Genomic DNA, 20,454 nt, shown 5'->3' on the forward strand with positions numbered 1-20,454 from the left:
CACATGAAATTCACACTCTCCTGGCTGAAAGAGCATCTGGAAACCGACGCCACGCTCGACGAGATCTGCGCCCGCCTGACGATGATCGGGCTGGAAGTGGAAGAGGTCGACGACAAGGCGGCGTTCAAGCCCTTCGTCATCGCCAAGGTTCTCTCGGCAGAAAAGCATCCCCAGGCCGATCGCCTCAAGGTGCTGATGGTCGATACCGGCAGCGGTGCGCCCGTTCAGGTCGTCTGCGGCGCACCGAATGCGCGCGCCGGCCTCGTTGGCGCCTTCGCTGCCCCCGGCACCTATGTTCCCGGCATCGATGTGACGCTCGCCATTGGCAACATCCGCGGTGTCGAGAGCCGCGGCATGATGTGTTCGGAAAAGGAACTGGAAATTTCGGACAGCCATGACGGCATCATCGACCTTCCGGAAGATGCACCTGTTGGCACGAGCTTTGCCGCCTATGCCGGTCTCGATGATCCGGTCATCGAGATCAATCTGACGCCGAACCGCCCGGACTGTACCGGTGTCTATGGCATCGCCCGCGATCTCGCCGCCTCCGGCCTTGGCACCCTGAAGCCCCGCCTCACGCCAACCTTTCCTGTCCAGGGCGAAACGCCGACCGAGCTCAAGATCGAGCTGGATGATGCGCGCCTGTGCCCCGGCTTTTCGCTGCGCCTCGTGCGCGGCGTCAAGAACGGTCCGAGCCCGAAGTGGATGCAGCAGCGCCTGCTCGCCATCGGTCTCCGTCCGATCAGCGCGCTGGTCGATATCACCAACTACATGACCTTCGATCAGGGCCGGCCGATGCACGTCTTCGACGCCGCCAAGGTCAAGGGCAATCTGGTCGTGCGCCGCGCCAGGGACGGCGAAACCGTGCTGGCGCTCGATGAGCGCGAATACAAGCTCAACCCCAGTAACGTCGTCATCGCCGATGACAACGGCGTCGAATCGATCGGCGGCATCATGGGCGGCGAGCATTCCGGCTGTGACGAGAACACCACGGACGTGCTGATCGAATCGGCGCTCTGGGACCCGATGAACATCGCCAAGAGCGGCCGCAGCCTCGGCATCATCACCGATGCGCGCTATCGTTTCGAGCGCGGTGTCGATCCGGAATATATGGTGCCCGGCCTTGAGCGCACGACGGAACTGGTGCTTGCCTGCTGTGGTGGCACGGCCGCCAAGGCCCGCGTCGAGGGTTACAAGGGCTATGAGGCAAAGGTCGTCGATTTCCCGCTGTCGGAAGTCAAGCGCCTGACCGGCCTCGAAGTCTCGGCCGATGAGAGCAAGTCCATCCTGACCAAGCTCGGCTTCTCGGTCTCCGGTTCCGGCGAGCGCATCTCGGTCGCCGTTCCCTCCTGGCGTCCGGATGTCGATGGTAAGGCTGACCTCGTCGAAGAGATCATGCGCATCCATGGCGTCGACAATATCAAGCCGCAGCCGTTGGCGAGCCACACCGCCGTGAACGGCAAGATCCTGACGACGCTGCAGATCCGCACGCGCACCGCCAAGCGGGCGCTCGCTGCGCGCGGCATGCTGGAAGCGGTCACCTGGTCTTTCATCTCGGAAGATCAGGCCAAGCTCTTCGGCGGCGGCTCCAACGCGCTGAAGCTTGCGAACCCGATCGCCGCTGATATGTCCGACATGCGTCCCTCGCTGCTACCGGGTTTGCTTTCGGCCGCGCAGCGCAATGCCGACAAAGGCTATGGCGACGTCGCGATCTTCGAAGTCTCTGGCACCTATGAGAACGATAGGCCCGAGGGCCAGCGTCGTGTTGCCGGCGGCATCCGCCGCGGCACGGCAACGCTTGTCGGCGCCGGCCGTATGTGGTCGAACGCCACCAAGGGCGGCGGCAAGCCGGTCGATGTCTTCGACGCCAAGGCCGACGCTTTGGCCGTCATCGAGGCCTGCGGCCTGCCGATGGGCAATATCCAGATCGAGCAGGGCGGGCCGGCCTGGTATCACCCCGGCCGCTCCGGCACCATCAAGATGGGGCCGAAGGTCGTGCTCGGCTATTTCGGCGAATTCCATCCGAAGACGCTGGAAGCGCTCGACGTGTCGGGTGCTCTCGCCGGCTTCGAAGTCTATATCGATGCCATGCCCGAACCAAAGAAGAAGGCGACCCGCACGAAGCCGGCGCTGGAGCTTTCCCCCTTCCAGGCCGTCAAGCGTGACTTCGCCTTCGTGGTCGACAAGTCGGTGGAAGCCGGCGCGATCATCCGCGCTGCGGCCGGCGCCGACCGCAAACTGGTCACCGGTGTAAACGTCTTTGACATTTTCGAGGGCGCATCGCTTGGCGAGGGCAAGAAGTCCATCGCCATCGAGGTGCAGATCCAGCCGGCAGAGCGTACGCTGACAGATGAGGATTTCGAGGCGCTGACCCAGAAGATCGTGGCAAACGTCACGAAGTCGACGGGTGGGGTGCTGAGAGGGTAATCGGCTGCTGCAGAGTTCGCGGAGGGTGAGTTACCCCCCTCTGTCGCTGTCGCGACATCTCCCCCACAAGGGGGGAGATTGGTAACTCGCGGCGCTCGCCTGCCTCAAGCTGACACCGCATCTGCTGAAATTGAAGTTGCTACTCCAACGAAGGTGAGCGGCAAACTCCCAACAATCTCCCCCCTTGTGGGGGAGATGTCACGAAGTGACAGAGGGGGGTATCAGACGCTCGGCATAGAAGGCGCACGGCTCGGAACGCCCACCTACCGATGCAGATGATAAACCTTGTTCACCACACTCCACCGCCCATCGATCTTCACCAATGACAGATAGTCCGAAAACCGCATCCCGGCGAATTCGTCGACGACCTTGACGGTTGCCGCATCGCCTTCGATGTCGATCAACTCGATCTCCATCAGCGGTATGGTGCCGGGCGGCGCGCTGCCTTCCTCGACGATCGCCGCGATAAATTCATCCCGCGTCATCCATTCCACCGCGCCCTGGTAATTGCCGATGATCGCTGCTCGCGGATGGAAGGCCTTGCGCAGTGCCGGCTCATTCGCGAATGCCATGCCATCGACATAGAGATGAACGACCGCACGGATTGCCTGCTCTTCCGACATCTCGTCATTCCTCGTTTGAGTTATGCCTAAGATATCATAGACGCCGGCAGCTGACAAAAATGCGAGGTCGTGAGCGCAATGATTTGACTTATATTATTCGACAAAAACCCGCACGCTTGCTGCGCGCCCTGCCGCATCGATGACCGTCAGCGTCGAATAGCCGGCGCCATCGGGCGTCCATTGGTTGGTGCGGCGGCGCGACATGTCGGGTAGCGGCTTGCCGTTGGCGAGCCAGCGGAACGGCGCCCTGCCACCCTGCAGCTTCAGCGCCAGCGGCATGATCTGGTCGTTGCCGCTGCTGGCGCCGAGATCGACGCGCGCGCCTTCCGGCGGATAGACGATCTGTGGGGCGGGTTCGCGGCTGGAGGCCGCCAGCAGCCCGGCGGCAGTCACGGAAAAGCGCCGCTGACTGATCGGCAGTTCGGTCGGCGCGATGCGCACGGCGCCCATGGGAGCGGCAGGGAAGAGGGTTATGGCAACGCCGGATTTGGCAAAGGCTTCGAACAGGATGGGAGCGGCGGAAACATAGCCCGCCAGCCCCGGCACGGCGCCATTGTCCGGACGGCCGACCCAGACGCCGAGTACATGCGCGCCGTCATAGCCGATCGACCAGGCATCGCGGTTGCCGTAGCTGGTGCCGGTCTTGTAGGCGATGCCGAGCTGCTTGCTGCCGCGCGGCGCGATGATGTCGGAGAGAATGTCGGTGATATTCCAGACCGCGATCGGCTCCATCAGCGGCTCGCCGTCGATCGGCCCCGGCTCGTCCTGAACGCCATCGCCGATCCGCATCGCCTTGCCGCGATTGGCAAGCCCGGCATAGAGCTGCACGAGGTCCTTCAGCGTCACGCCGACGCCGCCGAGGCCGATGGCAAGCCCGGGCGCTTCGTTCGGCGGCAGCTTCGGCTTCACCTCCGCGCGACGGAAGCGCACCAGCAGCCGCGTCGGACCTACGGCATCGAGCAGCCGCACGGCCGGCACATTCAACGACAATTGCAGCGCCTGCCGTACGCTGACATCGCCCTGGTAGCTCATGTCGAAATTGCGGGGACGATAGCCGTAGAAATCGGCGGGGCGATCCTCGATGATCGTTTCCTGGGCCACATAGCCCTGCTCGAAGGCAAGGCCGTAGATGAAGGGCTTCAGCGTAGAGCCGGGCGAGCGCAGCACCCGGGTCATATCGACCCAACCGGCGCGCGAGGAATCGAAATAATTGGCCGAGCCGACCTCGCCGATGATCTCGCCGGTCTTGGCATCGGCCATGATCATCGCGACCGACACCTTCGGCCCGAGCCGCTTTGCCGCCGCATCGGCAACGGCTTCGAGGCCCTGCTGCACGTCGCGCCGCAGCGTCGTCTTGTGCTTGATAATGCCGGGCTGTTTGCGCAGCGTAAGTTCGGCCAGATGCGCGGCATAGGCCGGGAGTTGCCGACGCTGAGCCGGAATGGGGGAGAGCGAGGCGCGCTCCGCTTCGCCTTCGCCGATAACAGCTGCCACCGCCGCACGCTCGAGCACGCGATGGCGGGCAGCCTGGGCTGCCGCGAGATTGCGGTCCGGCCGGCGCTTTTCCGGCAACTGTGGAAGCGCCACGAGCAAGCCTGCCTGCGCGACTGTCAGGTGTCGCGGCTCCTTGCCGAAATAGGCAAGGCTCGCCGCGCGCACGCCTTCCAGATTGCCGCCATAGGGAGCGTGCGTCAGATAGAGATCGAGGATCTGTTCCTTGGTCAGCCGCCGCTCGATCTGGATGGCACGAGCGACCTGCAGGAGCTTTGCCGTCATCGAGCGCTCGCTGCGCGGCTCGATCAGACGGGCGACCTGCATGGAGAGCGTCGAGCCGCCGGAGACGATGCGGCCATGGGTGAGGAGCTGCAGGAAGGCACGTCCGATCGCCATCGGGTCGACGCCGTGGTGGTCGTAGAATCGCCGGTCCTCATAGGCGACCAGCATGCGCAGATATTGCGGATCGACATCGGCAACGCCGGTCTTCAGCCGCCAGCGGCCCTCGGGAGTGGCAAAGGCGCGCAGGAGATCGCCATTGGCGTCGAGCACCTCGGCCGAAACCACGCGGGCATTGTCCAGCGGCGGCGGATAGGCACGGTCCGCAGCCTCCAGGCCGAAGACCAGAGCCGCCACTGTTGCGGCAGTGGCTCCAAAGCCGATCGCAATTTTCCACTGCGCCTTCATGTCTGCTTCTTACTGCTGGGCGCCCAGCACCTCCATGCGGCCCATCGCCGTGCGGGCCGAAAACTGCGGACGATACATGTCCTCGACGCTTGCGGCCGGATGATCGTAGACGCCCGGGGTTACGGCGCGCACGACATAGGCGAAGGTCATGTCACGGTCCGCGCCCGAACCCTGGTCGAAGGCGGCGACAAAGCGGTCGTTGCGGAATTCGACATGGGCCGGCTGAACTTCGCTAAGCCAGTCGAAGTTCGACAACTGGGCGCTGTTAACGATGCTCGGATTATCGATCTCGAAGCCTGCCGGCAGGAGATCGGTCACGAGGATGCGCTGTGGCCAGTCATTGTCCTCGGTCACGTGCAGCACGACCACGTAGCGTTCGTTCTGCTGTGCCTGGCTGACATTCGCCTCTTCGCCGTCGAGCGTATAGTACTTGCGCTCGATCTTGAAGCCGTTGCCGCCGGCCGGCAGCTGCGCGACCGGAGCCGCGACCGTAGTCACGGCAGCCGACAGCGGCTGGCGCGTCGTGTTGGTGACGGTCAGCGGATGGCCCATCAGCGCATCACCCGACATTTGCGCCATATAGGTGCCGCTATGGGCGGCGCCGTTGACGTCGAGTGTCAGGCCGTCATCGCCGTTCTGCAGGGCGCGGGCGGCGAGCAGCATCCAGGTCTGTTCCTGGGTGCTGGTATATTTCCGGCTCTGCCAATCCTTGGCGACGACGCTGGCGAGTTCCGGAATGATCGGCGGCACCGGGCGGCTTTCGGCAGCCAACGCCAGCACGGCCGCACCGTCGCGCAGCGACGAGCCGTAATCCGAGCGGACGAAGCTGACCTTTGTGACTGCCGCCTTCTGCGACATCTGCAGCGAGTCCACGAAGATGTTGCGAGAGCGCTGAGCATCCCCATAGAGCGCGAGAGCCGCAGCCAGATGCGCCTTGGAGAGCGGCGTCGGAAAGTCGTTCAGCATCGTGTCCGCATAATATCGCAGATCGCTGATCGAGGCCTTCTTGTTGCGCGCGAGCACATAGAGCGCATAGGCGATTTCGTTTCCGTTGTCCTTGACGTTGGTGTTGGCGCTCAGCGCATTCTGGAGGTTTTCGAGGCCCTGCACCATCGCCTGGTCCGGCACGTTGTACTTCTGCTCGCGGGCGCGGGTCAGGAAGTCCATGACGTAGGCGTCGAGCCAGAGATCGCCGGAACCCGGTCCCCAGAGACCAAAGCTGCCGGTCGAAGACTGGTAGGACAATTCGCGATAGATCGAATCCTGCACGCGCTTCTGGATCTCGGCGTCATCGGCAAGGCCATTCTTGATGGCCATGTCGCTGAAGTAGAGCAGGGGCATGGCGCTGCTCGCCGTCTGTTCCGCGCAGCCATAGGGATAGCGGCTAAGGCTCATCAGCAGCGCCGGCACATCGAAGGCGCTGGAGCGGCTGACATTCACGCTGACAGAGGCGCCGGGTAGCACGCTATCGGCAAGAAGATCGGCATTGACGGTGAGGCTCTTGCCGGGGGCCAGCGCGATGACGCGCCGTTCGGTGACCGGCAGCTGCGACGGACGAACCGGGATATCGACCGATTGATCGAGCGACATGCCCGAAGCATTCGACAGCTTGATCGAAACCGTGCCGTCGCCCGGCTGTCCGCCGGTCAGCGGCAAGGTGATCGCGTATTTGCCGCCGGTTTCGAGGTTGATCTTCTGCTGGGTAGCGTTTGCATCCACCGTCACGGCGCTGTTGCCTGTTACCGCGAGCGTGTATTCGCCGGCCGGCGAATCGGTGTTGGCGACGTCGAGACGCAGGTTGGCCTTGTCTCCGGGCGCCAGGAACTTCGGCAGGCTGGCGGTGACGACGACAGGATCGCGGATGATGACGTCCTGCGTCGCGTGACCGACGCCGGCCTTCGACCAGGCAACCGCCATCAGCCGCGCCGTTCCGTTGAACTGCGGAATGTCGAAGCTGACATTGGCCTTCCCATTCGCATCAAGCTTGATGGGACCGGAGAAGAACGCGATCAGCTTTTCCTTCGGCGGGCTTGCTTGTAAAGCCGCCTGTCCGCCGTCGCCGCCGGTGCGTAGCTTGCCGGTGGCGCCGAGCGAGCCATCGATGAGGCGACCGTAGATGTCGCGGATTTCGAGCCCGAGCTGACGCTGGCCGTAATACCAGTCATCCGGTGCCGGCGGCTGATAACGCGTGAGATTGAGGATGCCGACATCGACGGCGGCGATCGTGACATAGGCGTCCTCATTGGCGCCTGCGCCTGATACCTGCAGGCCGATATTAAGCGGCTGACGCGGAAGTGTCTTCTGCGGCGCGTCGATCTTGATCTGCAGCTTGCGCTCGCCGGGGTCGACGGGAGCCCATTTGATGCCGATGGCGCGCATCGGCATGCGGCTCTCCTGGGCATCGCCGGGACGGAACAACGTAGCCGTCAGATAGGTGCCGGCACCCCAGTCCGCCGTCACCGGAACATCCACTTCGCCGCCCTTGGCGCCGATATCGGCATTGGTGACCGAGATCAGCGTTTCCGAACCGGCCGTCACCATCAGCTGACCGGCATAGCGCGACGTGACCTTCAGCTTCGCCGTATCGCCGACATGGTAGCTTTCCTTGTCGAGCGCGATCTCAAGCGCGTCAGGCGTTTCCGTCGAGGTGGAGGCCACATACCAGCCGGCATTGAATTCCACGCTCGATTCCGGGCCGTTCGCGTCGGCGGTGGAGACTTCGAGCCGGTAGCGGCCCCAGGTAACGGGCATGGAAATGGCCGCGCCGTCCGTCGTAGCATTGACCGTGCCGACTGCCACCTGCTTGGTGGACATGATCGGCTCGAACTTCCAGCTGCTGCCGTCGCGGTACCATTGATAATTGCGCTCGACGCTGAGCAGCTTCCAGGTCAGGCCCTGCATGGCCTGTTTCTGGCCATTGGCGTCGACAACGATGACATGGAAGTTGCCGACGGAGTTTTCCCCGAGATCGCCGTCGAATTCCGGCTTGATGCCGATGCGCGGACCGTCCGCCTTGACGGGCAGCGTCAGCGAACGCTCGACGGCGCGGCCGCCGGCTTCCTGCATGCGCACCGTAATATTGGCGTTCAGGAGCTGCGTGGTCGAAGGCGTATCGTTGATCGTGACGTTGAAGGTGGTCTTGCCGTTTTCATCCAACGCCTGCAGGTCTTCAAGGGGAACCTGCGTGCTCTCGGCCTTGCTGTCGCCGCTGCCGCTGTCTTCGTCGTCATTGTTGGCGTTTGCCTTGCCGGCACCTTCGTCGGCGAGGCCGAACTGATAGCCTTTGTAGGCGTCGCTCTGGCGCGTCGGCTTCAGCGTCACTTCGCCTTCCAGATTGAGGCCGGCGGCCGGTGCGCCATAGAGATAGCGGCCATCGACATTGACGGGCGTCGGCTGGCCGACTTCGATCTCCTTGGCGTCGCTCTTCATGTCGAATTCGATGCGATCCGGCACGAAATCGTCGACGAGGAAGGTCTGTGAGCCGATAGAGGAACCCTTCGGGTCGGTATAGATATTCATCGTCCAGGTGCCGCGCATCGAGGTCTGCTGCAGCGGAAGATCGACATTATAGCCGCCCAGCTTGCCGCCATCGGTGACGATGCGGCGATCCTCGACGCCATCCGGGCGGAGGAAGACGAAGGTGAGCGGCAGGTTTTCGACCGCCGTCGAGCTGACGTCGCGGGCAAGGGCGGAGGCATGCACCGTCTCGCCGGCACGGTAGATGCCGCGTTCCGTCCAGGTCAAAAGGTCGATCGCACCAGGCGCGGTTCGACCGGCGACGCCGCGATCGGAAAGATCGAAGCCGGCGCGCGTCATGTCGAGGAAGACATAATCCTGATCGCCGTTTTGGGCGGTAATCACGGCCGGCGTCATGCCAGCAGTACCGCGCATCAGGCCGGCGCTGAAGACGGCGCGTCCGTTGTCGTCGGTCTTCGCCGTGCCGAGGATTTCATTGTTCTTGGCGAGCAGCTGCAGCTGGATGCCGGCCAGCGGCTTGGCGCTGCCGAGCGAGCGGGCGAAAACGTTGAGCCCGTCGGTGCCGGCATAGGTGGTGACGCCGATGTCGGAAACGACGAACCACTGCGTCGCCTGCGGGTCCCATTCATGACCGCCGCTCTCGGGCGCAACCGCCGTCAGCACATAGACGCCGGGTTTGCGCTTCGGCAGTGCTTCGTCCACTGGGAAGCTCGTCGCGACTTCCTTGTTGAGTTCCTGCTTGATCTCGATGGAGCCCTGCCAGACCAGTTCGCCATTGGTGTCCTGGATAGTCTGGGCGCTGTAGCTGTCCACCTGCGTCAGGAACTGCGAGTTGTTCAGAAGCTGCGCGATATTGCGGTCGCCGATGCGGTAGAGCTTGAGATTGGCCGTAGCGGCGTTGACCGAAACGATCGGGATGCCGCGCCGCGCGGTCGAAGGCAGGACGAAATTGTCGCCGGTGAAGCGCAGCGAAGCCGTGCGATCCTTGACGTAGATATCGACATTGACCTGCGAGGCGAGGTTTTCATCCACCGAGGAGGGCAGGCCGGCGCGCAGCGAAATGCGGTAGTGCTGGCCGAATTCCAGACCTTCGACGCAGATCTGATTGTCCTTGGCGTCGACGCCCTTCGGCGCGGCGCCGTTGAGAGTGACGAAGGGCGTGTAGTCGACACCGCTCTTCACCAGCTTTTCGGAGAACTGAACGCAGGCGCGGGGCGATGCATTGTCGTTGTCGAGCGTATTGCCCGTCACGCGGAAGCCCTGGCGGGCCAGAAGATCGTTATAGGCGGCCTGGACGGCAGCGGAGCTGACGAGATTGAGGCTTGCCTTGTAGGCGCTGAGCGCCGGACGATAGTTCTGCGCATTCTTCAGCGCTTCGGCGAGCACAGCCAGCGCATCGGCGCGGCTGCTCGTCGTGCGGGTCAGCTGGTAGCCGTTGAGCGCGGCATAGGCGGCCCGCGTGGCGACAGACGTGTCGTTCGTGATCGTATTGGCGGCGCGCGCCATCTCGATCCACAGATCACCATTGTCGGGATTGATTGAAAGCGCGCCCTGAAAGGCATTCAGGGCATCGTTGACATTGCCCGAAGTCAGTTCGATGCGGCCGAGCGCGATCAGGCTTTCGACGCCCTGGCCCTTCAGCTCGTTGCCGAGCGTCAGCGTGTTCTTTGCATCGCGCGCGCTCTGGACGAAATTGTCGGAAAGGAAGGAAAGGGCAGGGGCGGCGCCGATATCCGGCTCGCTGGTGGCGGCCGTCTCGACAATCTTGCCGGCGATCGCGCCGGGGAAACTGTTGAGCTGATTGAAGTCCGACTTCATGAAGCACCACTTCACCTTGGGATTGTAGGTGAAGGCCTTGCAGGACTTGTCGCCGATGCAGGAGGCGGAGCACTGATCCAGCGTCACATTCTGCTCTGTGCGCAGATCGAAGCCGAAGTAGTCGCCATCCTTCGTGGTGACCATCTGGCGCTTGACGTCAGCGGCGACCGAAGGGGTCAGAGATGCGAAAGTGGCGAGAAGAAAAGCAGAGAAGCCGATAAACGCGCGCCTAGACATAAGTCCTCCCCACGCTGCCCGTTTTTGATGGCGGCAATCTTCAAATTTCGCACCCGTTTGTCAACCGAGCGTGGAGCTTCTGAACGGGCTTCGCGTCCATGACAGTCAACCTAGGATTTTGAAAAAGCTTGCAATTCAGGCGATTCGCATGTTCGGTCACCCTCTCTGCGATTCTTCACTTTTCTTTTCGGTCTCAAAATGACACCGGCCTTTTCGGCCGATGTCTTCGCGTGGGCAGAAGGAGCAGTCCGTTTGTCATATATTCGTCAAGGCCAACGCGGCATCTGTATACCGCTTTCCGACGACGATCTCGGGCTTGATGATATCGCCGAGTTCCTTCACCTCTTGCGCGGAAAGGACGATATCGGCAGCCGCGGCATTCTGCTCGAGATGGTGCAGCTTGCGAGCGCCGGGGATCGGCACGATGTCGTCGCCCTGATGCAGCACCCATGCGAGCGCCAGTTGTGCCGCCGTGACATTCTTTTCTTCGGCAAGAGCTTGAAGCCTTGCGACCAGGGCCGCGTTGGCATCGAAATTCTCGCTCTGGAAGCGTGGCAGCGAGCGGCGGAAGTCGTCGGCCGCGAGATCCTCCGTCTTGTGGATCGCTCCGGTCAGGAAGCCGCGGCCAAGCGGGCTGTAGGGCACGAAGCCGATGCCGAGTTCGCGGCAGGTGGCGAGCACGTCTTCCTCGGGATCGCGGCTCCAGAGCGAATATTCGCTCTGCACTGCAGCGATCGGATGTACGGCATGGGCGCGGCGGATGGTGGCAGAGCCGGCTTCGGATAGGCCGAGTGTGCGCACCTTGCCCTCTTTCACAAGCTCCGCCATGGCGCCGACCGTATCTTCGATCGGCACATTCGGGTCGACGCGATGCTGGTAGAAGAGGTCGATGACATCCGTGCCAAGTCGCTTAAGGGAAGCTTCGGCGACTTCCTTGACATGCTCGGGCCGGCTGTCGACGCCGATCATCGCCGCCGGGCCACTTTTCGTGAGATCGAGCTTGAAACCGAATTTGGTGGCGATGACAACGCGGTCACGCACAGACTTCAGCGTGCGGCCGAGCAGCTCTTCATTGGTGAAGGGGCCGTAGACCTCGGCGGTGTCGAAAAAGGTGACGCCGAGATCGACGGCGCGATGGAGCGTCTTGACGGATTCGGTCTCGTCAGTGGCGCCATAGGCAAAGCTCATGCCCATGCAGCCCAGTCCAACGGCGGAAACGGTGAGATCCTTACCTAGCCTGCGGGTTTTCATGATGTATTCCTTCTTGAGACGTATGGGAGCGACAGGGGCTCGTGTCCGCTGCCTACGAGTTCAAGTTAGGGTTCCGGACAATGAATGAAAATCCATGCAAATTCTTACAGGTTGTTCTATAATTTAGATCAATGAACAGAACACAACTCTCTCAGCTTGCGGTTATTGCCGCCGTCGCCGCCCATCGCAGCTTCCGTGCCGCCGGCAAGGAATTGTCGATTGCGCCATCGGCGGTCAGCCACGCCGTCTCCAGCCTTGAGGAAAGCCTCGGCGTGCGGCTGCTTGCCCGCACCACACGCAGCGTGCTTCCGACCGAGGAGGGGCAGGCGCTATTGCAACGGCTGGGGCCGGCCCTGGAGGAAATCGATATCGCGCTGGAGGATGCGCTTGCGACCCGAGGCCGCCCGGCGGGGACGTTGCGCATCACCGCGCCGCGTTTTGCCTCTGACCTCCTGATGGCACCTCGGCTTGGCGATTTCCTCAACACCTATCCCGATATCACGCTCGAGATCGCCAACGAGGATGGCTTCAGCAATATCGTCAAGGAAGGCTACGATGCCGGCATCCGGCTGGCGGAGAGTATCGAAGGCGATATGATCGCGGTGAAGGTCTCGCCTGACATACGCACGGTCATCGCCGGGTCGCCTGCCTATTTCGAGAAGCATCCGAAGCCGCTGCATCCACGCGATCTCGTCCACCACCGCTGCATCAAGCGGCGATTTACCGATGGCTCGATCTATCGCTGGGAATTCGAGAAAGACGGCCGCGAACTGGTCGTTGCCGTCGATGGCCCCCTGATCGTGATCGAGGATCGGCTCGGCGTTTTGGCCGCCCTCAATGGCGCCGGCCTTGCCTATCTCTTCGACATTCGCGTGCAGCAGGAACTGGCGGAAGGCAAGCTCATCCGCGTGCTCGAGGACTGGTGTCCGCCCTATCCGGGCTTCTGCATCTATTATCCGAGCCGCCGCCAGATGCGCCCGGCCCTCAGAGCTTTCATCGATTTCTTCAGATATAGCGGGCCATAGCCATACCGGGGATGGATGGAGAAGGGCGGCCGAGCGTGGCCCGCCGCTCTTCCCTGATTGGCCCGGTATCGGCGGTCAAGCCGCGGCTTTTTGGTTGGCGGCGGTCGTCGCCAGCTTCGAGAGGGTCTTATCGGCATTGCCCTCTTCCTGCAGCGTCTGGTCGAGCAGCTTGACCACCTGCTGCTGGCCGAGCGTATTCGCCCAGGTCCGCAGCGTGCCGTAACGGGCGATCTCATAGTGTTCGACGGCCTGCGCCGCGGAAATCAGCCCGGCATCGAGAGCCGGTGTTCCCTTGAATTCATCGATGATCTCCTCGCCTTCCGCGATGATTCCTTGAATGGCTTCGCAGGTCTTGCCCTGTGCGCGCTTGCCGATCAGTTCGAAGACCTGTTGCAGGCGTTCGACATGTCCCTCGGTTTCCTGCAGGTGCTTTTCGAAGCCGGCCTTGAGATCGGGCGATTGAGCGGCGCGCGCCATTTTGGGCAGCGCCCGGACGATCTGCCTTTCGGCAAAGTAGATGTCCTTCAGCGTATCGTAGAAAAGATCTTCCAGCGTCTTGTCCTTCGGCATTGTTTCTCTCCATCTTCGGGATTGCCTATCTAAGCGATAGCCGCCTTTGGCGACCCCTACAGAAGCCGGTGCAGGATGAATTGTTCCCGTTGCTGACGGATTCGGGTGGTAGCCAGGGCGAAAATCGTCTGAGTTGGCCATGCCGATCGAGGAGGGAAGCGCACTATGAGAAAACCGGGATCGATGAAGGGGCTTGAGGATCTCGGCCGCATCAGGCTGTCGAAGAATTTCTTCTTTCGCGATTTCCTGCATTCGGAAATTGCGGATTTCTATCGCATTTCCAACATCCCGGAAGATCCCGATCTGGCGATCGAGGCCGGACGCCGGCTTTGCGAGGAATTGCTGGAACCGCTGGAGGCGACATTTGGCCGGCTACATATCCGTTCCGGCTATCGCTCACCCGAGGTCAATGCCTTCGGTAACAGGAATGGATTGAACTGCTCGACCAATCCCCATACCGCCGCGCACCACATCTGGGATATGCGCGATCTCGATGGCTGCATGGGCGCGGCCGTCTGCATCGTCGTGCCCTGGCTGATCGATCACCATAGTCACGAGGGCGATTGGCAGAGGCTCGCCTGGTGGATCCACGACCATCTGCCCTATGCATCGCTCTGCTTCTTCCCGAAGCTCTGGGCCTTCAACATCCAGTGGCACGAGCGGCCCAAGCGGACTATTCAAAGCTTTGTCAGCCCGCGCGGCATGCTGACCAAACCGGGCATGGCCAATTGGGAGGGCGATCATTCCGCCCATTACGAGGGCTTTCCTAAGCTCAGAAGCTGATGCGATAGCGAATATGCCCGTCGCTCTCGACATAGGTGTCGTAGAGCTTGCGGGCGGTCGCATTGCTTTCCTCGGTATGCCAGTAGAGACGTGCCCAGCCATTCGTCTTGCAGAGCGCGACGAGATCGTCCAAGAGCGCCCGGCCGACGCCGTGGCCTCTGGCACTTTCATCGACGAATAGATCTTCCAGATAGCAGTCGGGCGCGCGCACCCATGTGCCTTCATGCGTGAGGCTGAGGGTAAAGCCCTTCACTTCGCCATCGACCTCGGCCACGCGCATGAAGATCGCCGACGCCGGATCGAAGACCCGGCGCCATGTCGCATCGGTGATATCAGGCGCGACGGTGACGCCGTAGAAGGCCAGATAGCCGTCCCAAAGCGCGCGCCAACGGGCTTCGTCTTCGGGTCTGGCGTCGCGGATCGTCACGGTCATAGGCCTGCCTTTCTTATTCGCCGGCTGCGTCGAGCAGACGCATGGCGTCATCGGAAAGCGAAAGCTTTGCCGAATTGATGAGCGCGTCAAGCTGGCCGAGGCTGGTGGCGCTGGCGATCGGGGCGGTGACGCCGCGCTTGCGCAAGAGCCAGGCAAGCGCGATCTCGGCGGGCTTGGCGCCGGTTTCGGCTGAAACCTTGTCGAGGGCTGCGAGGATGCGCAGGCCCTTGTCGTCGAAATAGGCGGCAACCCGGTTCTCGCGTGCCCGTCCCTCCGTATCCGCCTTGGTGCGGTACTTGCCGGTCAGGAAGCCGGCCGCGAGGCTGAAATAGGTGATGACGCCGATCTCTTCCTTGACGCAGAGATCCGCAAGCGGACCTTCGAAGCTGTCGCGGGCGTAGAGGTTATATTCCGGCTGCAGCACGTCGTAGCGAGGCAAGCCGGCCTTTGCGGCAGCATCGAGCGAAGCCTGGAGCTGCGTCGCATCGAGGTTCGAGCAGCCGACATGGCGGATCTTGCCCTGTTCCTTCAGCTTGGCATAGGCGGCGAGCGATTCCTCATGCGGCGTCTCGGGGTCCGGCCAGTGCGAGAGATAAAGGTCGATGTGATCGGTCTGCAGCCGCTTCAGAGAAGCCTCGGCCGCCTCGATGATATAGCCGGCCTTGAGGCCTTTCTTGCCCGGCCCCATCTCCGATCCGACCTTGGTGATGATGATGGCCTTGTCGCGCGAAACGCGGCCCTGCTTCAGCCACTTGCCGATGATCTCCTCGGAATCGCCGCCCTTGTTGCCGGGGACCCAGCGGGAATAGACATCGGCCGTGTCGATCGTGTTGAAGCCGGCATCGAAGAAAGCATCGAGCAGTGCGTAGGAGGTTTTCTCATCGGCCGTCCAGCCAAAGACGTTGCCGCCGAAAACGATGGGGGCGACAAACAGATCGGTTCGTCCAAGCTTGCGCGTGTCCATGCTATTTCTCCAGGTCATTTGAAAGGTAAACCGGCGAGCGGACGCCGGAGGAAGGGACAAGGCAGGCTATCGGCCTTTCTCGGCGAAGACCACACACAATTTCTTTATTCCGTCGTCGAGCGCCGATAGTGGCTGGGCGGCAGCGCGTTGTATTTCGACCAGACGCGCCGCATATGCCGCGGCGAGGCGAAGCCGGATTTTTCCGCCACGCGCTCCATATCCAGCCGCGAATTGGCAAGTACGTCGCGGGCCAGCGTCACGCGCATCAGATTGACATAGGCCGTCACCGACAGGCCGGCATGCTCCTGAAACAGCCGCGAAATATGCCGTGCGCTCATTGCGCCGATGCCCGCAAGCTCGGCAAGCGACCAGCCGTGGGCCGGATCGGCCATGATCGCATCCTGAACGCGATGGATGGCGGGGTGGACGTGATTACGGCCGCTGAGCCAGGGCGAGAGCTGCGGCTCGCTGCCGGTCCTGCGCATATAGACGACCATGTGCCGGGCAATGGTCAGAGCCGTCATCGGTGAAGTCAGCTTGGAGGCGAGATGCAGCATCAGATCGGTGCCTGTGGTGATGCCGGCGCTAGAATAGCGATCGCGGTCTTCGACGTAGAGCCGGTTGTCGAGAACCCTGGCCGTCGGAGCGAATTCCCTGACTTCGTCGAGACAGGCGGCATGTGTGGTGCAGGCATAGCCGTCCATCAGCCCGGCGCGGGCGGCGAGCACGGCTCCGGAGCAGATGGTGACGAGGGTAATGCCCGGACGGATCGCGCTTTTCAGCCACGCCGCGAGCGTGGCTAGCTCCGGCTCTATATCCTCGGCATCGTCGGGCGGCGTGACGCTGCCGGACAGGATGACATAGGCGCCATCAGGAATGTGATCCGGCAACGGCCTGAGATCGGCAAGCGTCAGCCCGACCGAAGTCGTCTGTGACGGCTGGGCAGCGATGAACTGATAATCGAACAGGACGTCGTCCTGTTCGATATTGGCGCGGCGCAAAACCTCCACCGGCCCGGCCACGTCCATCAGCAACGTATAGGGCGGCAGAAGCACGTAGACAGGAATGATCCGCCGATGGAGGCGCCGGTCGCTTTGGGTCATGCGGCATTCAGAATCGTTGCATCAGCGAGCGCCTCTTCGACCGTTGCGATACGGGCGAAACGGCCCGATAGCACCAGTTCGCTGCGCTTCTTGATATCGTCGACGCTGAAGACCGTGCCCGAGGCATGCGTCATCGGGAAGGTCAGCGTCGCCTCGGTGACATAGTCGACCTCATAGCCGAGATCGGAGGCGTGCCGGGTCGTCGTCTCGCAGCATTGCTCGGTACGGATACCCGAGACGATCACCTTGCGAATGCCGTTTGCCACCAGCCAGACATCGAGACCGGAGCCGACGAGCGCCGAATGGCGGCGTTTGTGGAAGACGGCATCGGCCTCCAGCGAGATCTCATCGAGCTTGCGCACATAGCCGCTCTTCAGGCTGAAATGCGCGTCGCTGTCCTCGACATGGAAGATCTGGACGACGGGAATGCCTTTCGCCTTGGCGCCATTGATCAGCGCCTGCAGGCGGTCGGTAAAGACCGGCAGGTCGTCCGTTCTCCAGTAGGGACGCTGGCGAAAGGATTCCTGGACATCGATGACGAGCAGTGCGGTATCCGCATGGGACATTTTCGTATCTCCTGTGCTTGAAGGATAGCCGAGATTAGGCGTCGCTTGAAAGCTTCGAAAGCCATCTGGCAGACAGAAAAGGGACAAATACGGACATGGTGAGATGGTCCTTATGTCCTCGGGTTCGCGCCTGCGGGCCGTCTCGGGCGTTGCGCCTTCGGCAGGGGCCGAATAAGATTGGCGTCGATTTCGTTCAGAGCGGAATGCCCCGTTTCGCTTTACCCCACCGTGTTCACAAAGGATCCCGCCGGAAAGCCCGTGTTGCGATCATCGCCATGCGGCCGTCTGCTTCGGGACAATGCTTCAGGAGAGAGATCATGCTGCGCTTCGGAATTCTGTCGACGGCCAAAATCGGCCGCGATCTGGTCGTGCCCGCCATTCAGGATGCGGAAAACTGCGTTGTGACGGCGATAGCCAGCCGTGATCTCGCCCGCGCTCGGCAGATGGCAGACCGCTTCTCCGTGCCGCATGCTTTCGGCTCCTATGAGGAGATGCTTGCCTCCGACACGATCGATGCCGTCTATATCCCGCTGCCGACCTCGCAGCATGTCGAATGGACGATCAAGGCTGCCGATGCCGGCAAACACGTGCTCTGCGAAAAGCCGATCGCCCTCAAGGCGGATGAGATCGACAGCCTGATCGCCGCGCGCGATCGCAACAAGGTGCTGGTGACGGAAGCCTATATGGTCACCTATGCGCCGGTCTGGCGGAAGGTTCGCTCGCTGCTGGTGGACGGTGCCATCGGCCGCCTGCGCCACATCCAGGGCGCCTTCACCTATTTCAACCGCGACGCCGGCAACATGCGCAACATTCCTGCGCTTGGCGGCGGTGGTCTGCCCGATATCGGGGTCTACCCGACGATCAGCACCCGCTTCGTCACGGGCCGCGAACCCCTGCGTATTCAGGCGGTGACGGAGCGCGACCCGGAATTCGGCACAGACATCTATTCCAGCGTCAAGGCAGATTTCGGCGACTTCGAGCTGACCTTCTACATCTCGACCCAAATGGCCAATCGCCAGGTCATGGTCTTCCACGGCACGGAAGGCTTCATCGAGGTGAAGTCGCCTTTCAATGCCGACCGTTACGGCGCGGAAGAGCTGGAACTAACCAATCGCGGCCATTCGGAATCGCAGATTTTCCGTTTCCCAGACAGCCGCCAGTACAGGCGCGAGGCTGAGGCCTTCGCCTCTGCTGCGCTTGGTCAAGGCGCAGAGGTCGTGTCGCTGGAAAGTTCGAAACTCAACCAGAAGGTCATCGACGCCATCTACCGCGCCAGCGAGAAGGATGGCTGGGAGCCGGTCTGAGGATGTTCCTTATTTTCTGGCGCAATTCCGGGCGGAAAACCGCTGCACACTTTTCCTGGAATTGCTTCAGGGACTTTGCCGGTGGCGGAAAACGAAGCGTGAATAGCCGAAGAAGCTGAACGCCGTTGCCGCCGCTGATGCCAGCGTCAGCGCAATGATCGGTCTTAATGACGGCTCGGTCATTAGCAAAGAGCTGAAAAGGGCGTAGTTCAGCAGGGCCGAGGTCAAGCCGACCGAACCGTAGCGGAAGCCTTCGGCTGCCAGCGACCGGTTGGACCGGCCGAAGGTGAAGTTGCGGTTGATAAACCAGGTGGCAAGCAGCGCACTCGGGATCGAAATGGCACGGCCGACGAAGGGGCCGAAAGGTGTGAACCACAGCAGCAGATGCAGCACGCCGGCATCGACGACGAAGCCGACGCTGCCGGCGATCAGGAAGCGAAAGAGCTTCTTCATGCAGCCTTGGCCCTTTTCTTCCGGCTTGCCGGTTTGTCGATCTCAGCCATGTAAACCGTCCTGTCATTGCCGCTTTCGCGCGAGGAAGGCTTCGGCAGGCTCATATAGTGGATGCGCAGCTGTTCGGCGCGGGCGCGTGCCACGGAATCGAGGATGATACCGGCCGTAAACAGCATGAAGGCGATCATTGTCAGTGCCAGGGAGAGCATCCAACTCGGCATACGCAATACCTGTCCGGTTTCGAAATACTCGATGAAGACCGGGATGGAGAAGCCGATGCTGAGCTCCATGGCAATGGCGCTCAGGATGCCAAAGAAGGCGAAAGGCCGTGTTTCCTTCATCAGCATGGCGAACATCCAGAGGATCTTGCCACCGTCGCGGAAGGTGGAAAGCTTTGAATGCGAGCCTTCCGGCCGCCGTCCGTAATCGAGTTCCAGTTCGCTCACAGGCAGCTTCAGCCTGGAGGCATGCACCGACATCTCGGTCTCGATTTCAAAGCCGCCCGAAACGGCCGGAAAACTTTTGACGAAGCGACGCGAGAAGGCGCGGTAGCCGGAAAAGATATCCGTGAAATCGGCACCGAATATGGTGCGATAGAGCCAGTTGAAAATGCGGTTGCCGAAGGCGTGTCCCTGCCTGCCTGCATCATTATGCACGTTGCGTCGCGTACCGACCACCATATCCGATCCCTCGGTCAGCAGCGTGCGGATCAGCTCTTCTCCGTCCTCCGGCGCATAGGTTCCGTCGCCGTCGGCTATCAGATAGATGTCGGCTTCGATATCGGCGAACATGCGGCGCACCACATGTCCCTTGCCCTGCCGACGCTCGCGCACGACGGTTGCGCCGGCGAGCATGGCATGCAGCGCGGTGCCGTCAGTCGAATTATTGTCGTAGACATAGATCGCGGCCTGCGGCAGTGCCTTGCGGAAGCCGCGCACGACCTCGCCGATCGTTGCGGCTTCGTTGTAGCAGGGCAGGAGGACAGCGATGTTCAGCTTCTCATTCCACATGGTCTTGGCCGGTTGCTGCGTGTGAAGTCAAGTCGAGGCCCGATTGACGATCCGGACGAGAGCTTATCCCGCTGGCTGTTAATAAGACCCTATGGCTGCGAAATAAAAAAGGCGGGGTACCGGCGTTGTGAAAAACATTCTCGTGATGAAAGCGGCTGAAGGCAGCAGCTTTACTTTTTTTTGATCGGCAACCGTTAGCGTATCGCCCCGACTATCCTTTCAACATGGG

At 61.8% G+C, this 20,454-nt stretch carries 15 protein-coding genes; 4 read left to right on the forward strand and 11 right to left on the reverse strand.

The genetic code is table 11. From position 1 onward, the window contains the following. Window positions 1-3 precede the first annotated feature (3 nt). A complete protein-coding gene (gene pheT / locus JJQ51_RS27100; protein WP_269245533.1) occupies window positions 4-2,427 on the forward strand; it encodes a phenylalanine--tRNA ligase subunit beta in 2,424 nt (807 codons plus the stop codon). 263 nt (window positions 2,428-2,690) lie between these two features. On the opposite strand, the gene JJQ51_RS27105 is transcribed toward pheT, so the two are convergent. The 4 genes from JJQ51_RS27105 to JJQ51_RS27120 form a co-directional block, all read right to left on the reverse strand. Further along, the gene (locus tag JJQ51_RS27105) at window positions 2,691-3,050 is read right to left on the reverse strand and encodes a nuclear transport factor 2 family protein (RefSeq protein ID WP_113329872.1); all 360 of its coding nucleotides are present in this window, start codon (window positions 3,048-3,050) and stop codon (window positions 2,691-2,693) included. A gap of 93 nt (window positions 3,051-3,143) precedes the next feature. Then, entirely contained in the window at window positions 3,144-5,231 is a 2,088-nt protein-coding gene (gene pbpC / locus JJQ51_RS27110; RefSeq protein WP_269245534.1) for a penicillin-binding protein 1C, read from the reverse strand. Window positions 5,232-5,240: 9 nt separating this feature from the next. After that, complete coding sequence (locus JJQ51_RS27115; RefSeq protein WP_269245535.1) at window positions 5,241-10,763, reverse strand: alpha-2-macroglobulin family protein; 5,523 nt, start codon at window positions 10,761-10,763, stop codon at window positions 5,241-5,243. 255 nt (window positions 10,764-11,018) lie between these two features. Then, the gene (locus tag JJQ51_RS27120) at window positions 11,019-12,014 is read right to left on the reverse strand and encodes an aldo/keto reductase (protein ID WP_269245536.1); all 996 of its coding nucleotides are present in this window, start codon (window positions 12,012-12,014) and stop codon (window positions 11,019-11,021) included. 131 nt (window positions 12,015-12,145) lie between these two features. Here JJQ51_RS27120 and JJQ51_RS27125 point away from each other — a divergent pair, with 131 nt between their 5' ends. Beyond that, on the forward strand, window positions 12,146-13,039 hold the full coding sequence (locus JJQ51_RS27125; RefSeq protein WP_269245537.1) for a LysR family transcriptional regulator: 894 nt from the start codon (window positions 12,146-12,148) through the stop codon (window positions 13,037-13,039). Window positions 13,040-13,114: 75 nt separating this feature from the next. Here the strand turns inward: JJQ51_RS27125 and JJQ51_RS27130 are convergent, their stop codons facing one another. After that, the gene (locus JJQ51_RS27130; RefSeq protein WP_113329877.1) at window positions 13,115-13,609 is read right to left on the reverse strand and encodes a YciE/YciF ferroxidase family protein; all 495 of its coding nucleotides are present in this window, start codon (window positions 13,607-13,609) and stop codon (window positions 13,115-13,117) included. A 165-nt stretch (window positions 13,610-13,774) separates the two neighbouring features. Between JJQ51_RS27130 and JJQ51_RS27135 the strand changes: the two genes are divergently transcribed. Continuing rightward, a complete protein-coding gene (locus tag JJQ51_RS27135; protein ID WP_113329878.1) occupies window positions 13,775-14,392 on the forward strand; it encodes a hypothetical protein in 618 nt (205 codons plus the stop codon). Here JJQ51_RS27135 and JJQ51_RS27140 read toward each other — a convergent pair. The 4 genes from JJQ51_RS27140 to JJQ51_RS27155 form a co-directional block, all read right to left on the reverse strand. Next, a complete protein-coding gene (locus tag JJQ51_RS27140) occupies window positions 14,382-14,825 on the reverse strand; it encodes a GNAT family N-acetyltransferase (RefSeq protein ID WP_113329879.1) in 444 nt (147 codons plus the stop codon). The two genes, JJQ51_RS27135 and JJQ51_RS27140, sit on opposite strands and share 11 nt — an antisense overlap. Window positions 14,826-14,838: 13 nt before the next feature. Then, window positions 14,839-15,789 (reverse strand): aldo/keto reductase, encoded by a 951-nt coding sequence (locus tag JJQ51_RS27145; protein ID WP_113329880.1) that lies wholly within the window; start codon window positions 15,787-15,789, stop codon window positions 14,839-14,841. Window positions 15,790-15,893: 104 nt separating this feature from the next. Then, window positions 15,894-16,892 (reverse strand): GlxA family transcriptional regulator, encoded by a 999-nt coding sequence (locus JJQ51_RS27150; protein ID WP_113351405.1) that lies wholly within the window; start codon window positions 16,890-16,892, stop codon window positions 15,894-15,896. Beyond that, entirely contained in the window at window positions 16,889-17,458 is a 570-nt protein-coding gene (locus tag JJQ51_RS27155) for an isochorismatase family protein (protein ID WP_113351404.1), read from the reverse strand. The genes JJQ51_RS27150 and JJQ51_RS27155 overlap by 4 nt, the downstream gene beginning before the upstream one ends. A gap of 317 nt (window positions 17,459-17,775) precedes the next feature. Between JJQ51_RS27155 and JJQ51_RS27160 the strand changes: the two genes are divergently transcribed. Next, the gene (locus tag JJQ51_RS27160; RefSeq protein WP_113351403.1) at window positions 17,776-18,762 is read left to right on the forward strand and encodes a Gfo/Idh/MocA family protein; all 987 of its coding nucleotides are present in this window, start codon (window positions 17,776-17,778) and stop codon (window positions 18,760-18,762) included. A gap of 66 nt (window positions 18,763-18,828) precedes the next feature. Here the strand turns inward: JJQ51_RS27160 and JJQ51_RS27165 are convergent, their stop codons facing one another. Beyond that, a complete protein-coding gene (locus JJQ51_RS27165; protein ID WP_113351402.1) occupies window positions 18,829-19,215 on the reverse strand; it encodes a GtrA family protein in 387 nt (128 codons plus the stop codon). After that, window positions 19,212-20,225: a glycosyltransferase gene (locus tag JJQ51_RS27170; protein ID WP_113351401.1), complete on the reverse strand. Its 1,014-nt coding sequence runs from the start codon at window positions 20,223-20,225 to the stop codon at window positions 19,212-19,214. Before JJQ51_RS27170 ends, JJQ51_RS27165 begins: the two co-directional genes overlap by 4 nt. Window positions 20,226-20,454: the final 229 nt, after the last annotated feature.

Source organism: Rhizobium sp. AG207R (assembly GCF_027109195.1).
In the GTDB taxonomy this organism is placed as follows: Bacteria; Pseudomonadota; Alphaproteobacteria; order Rhizobiales; family Rhizobiaceae; genus Rhizobium; species Rhizobium dioscoreae.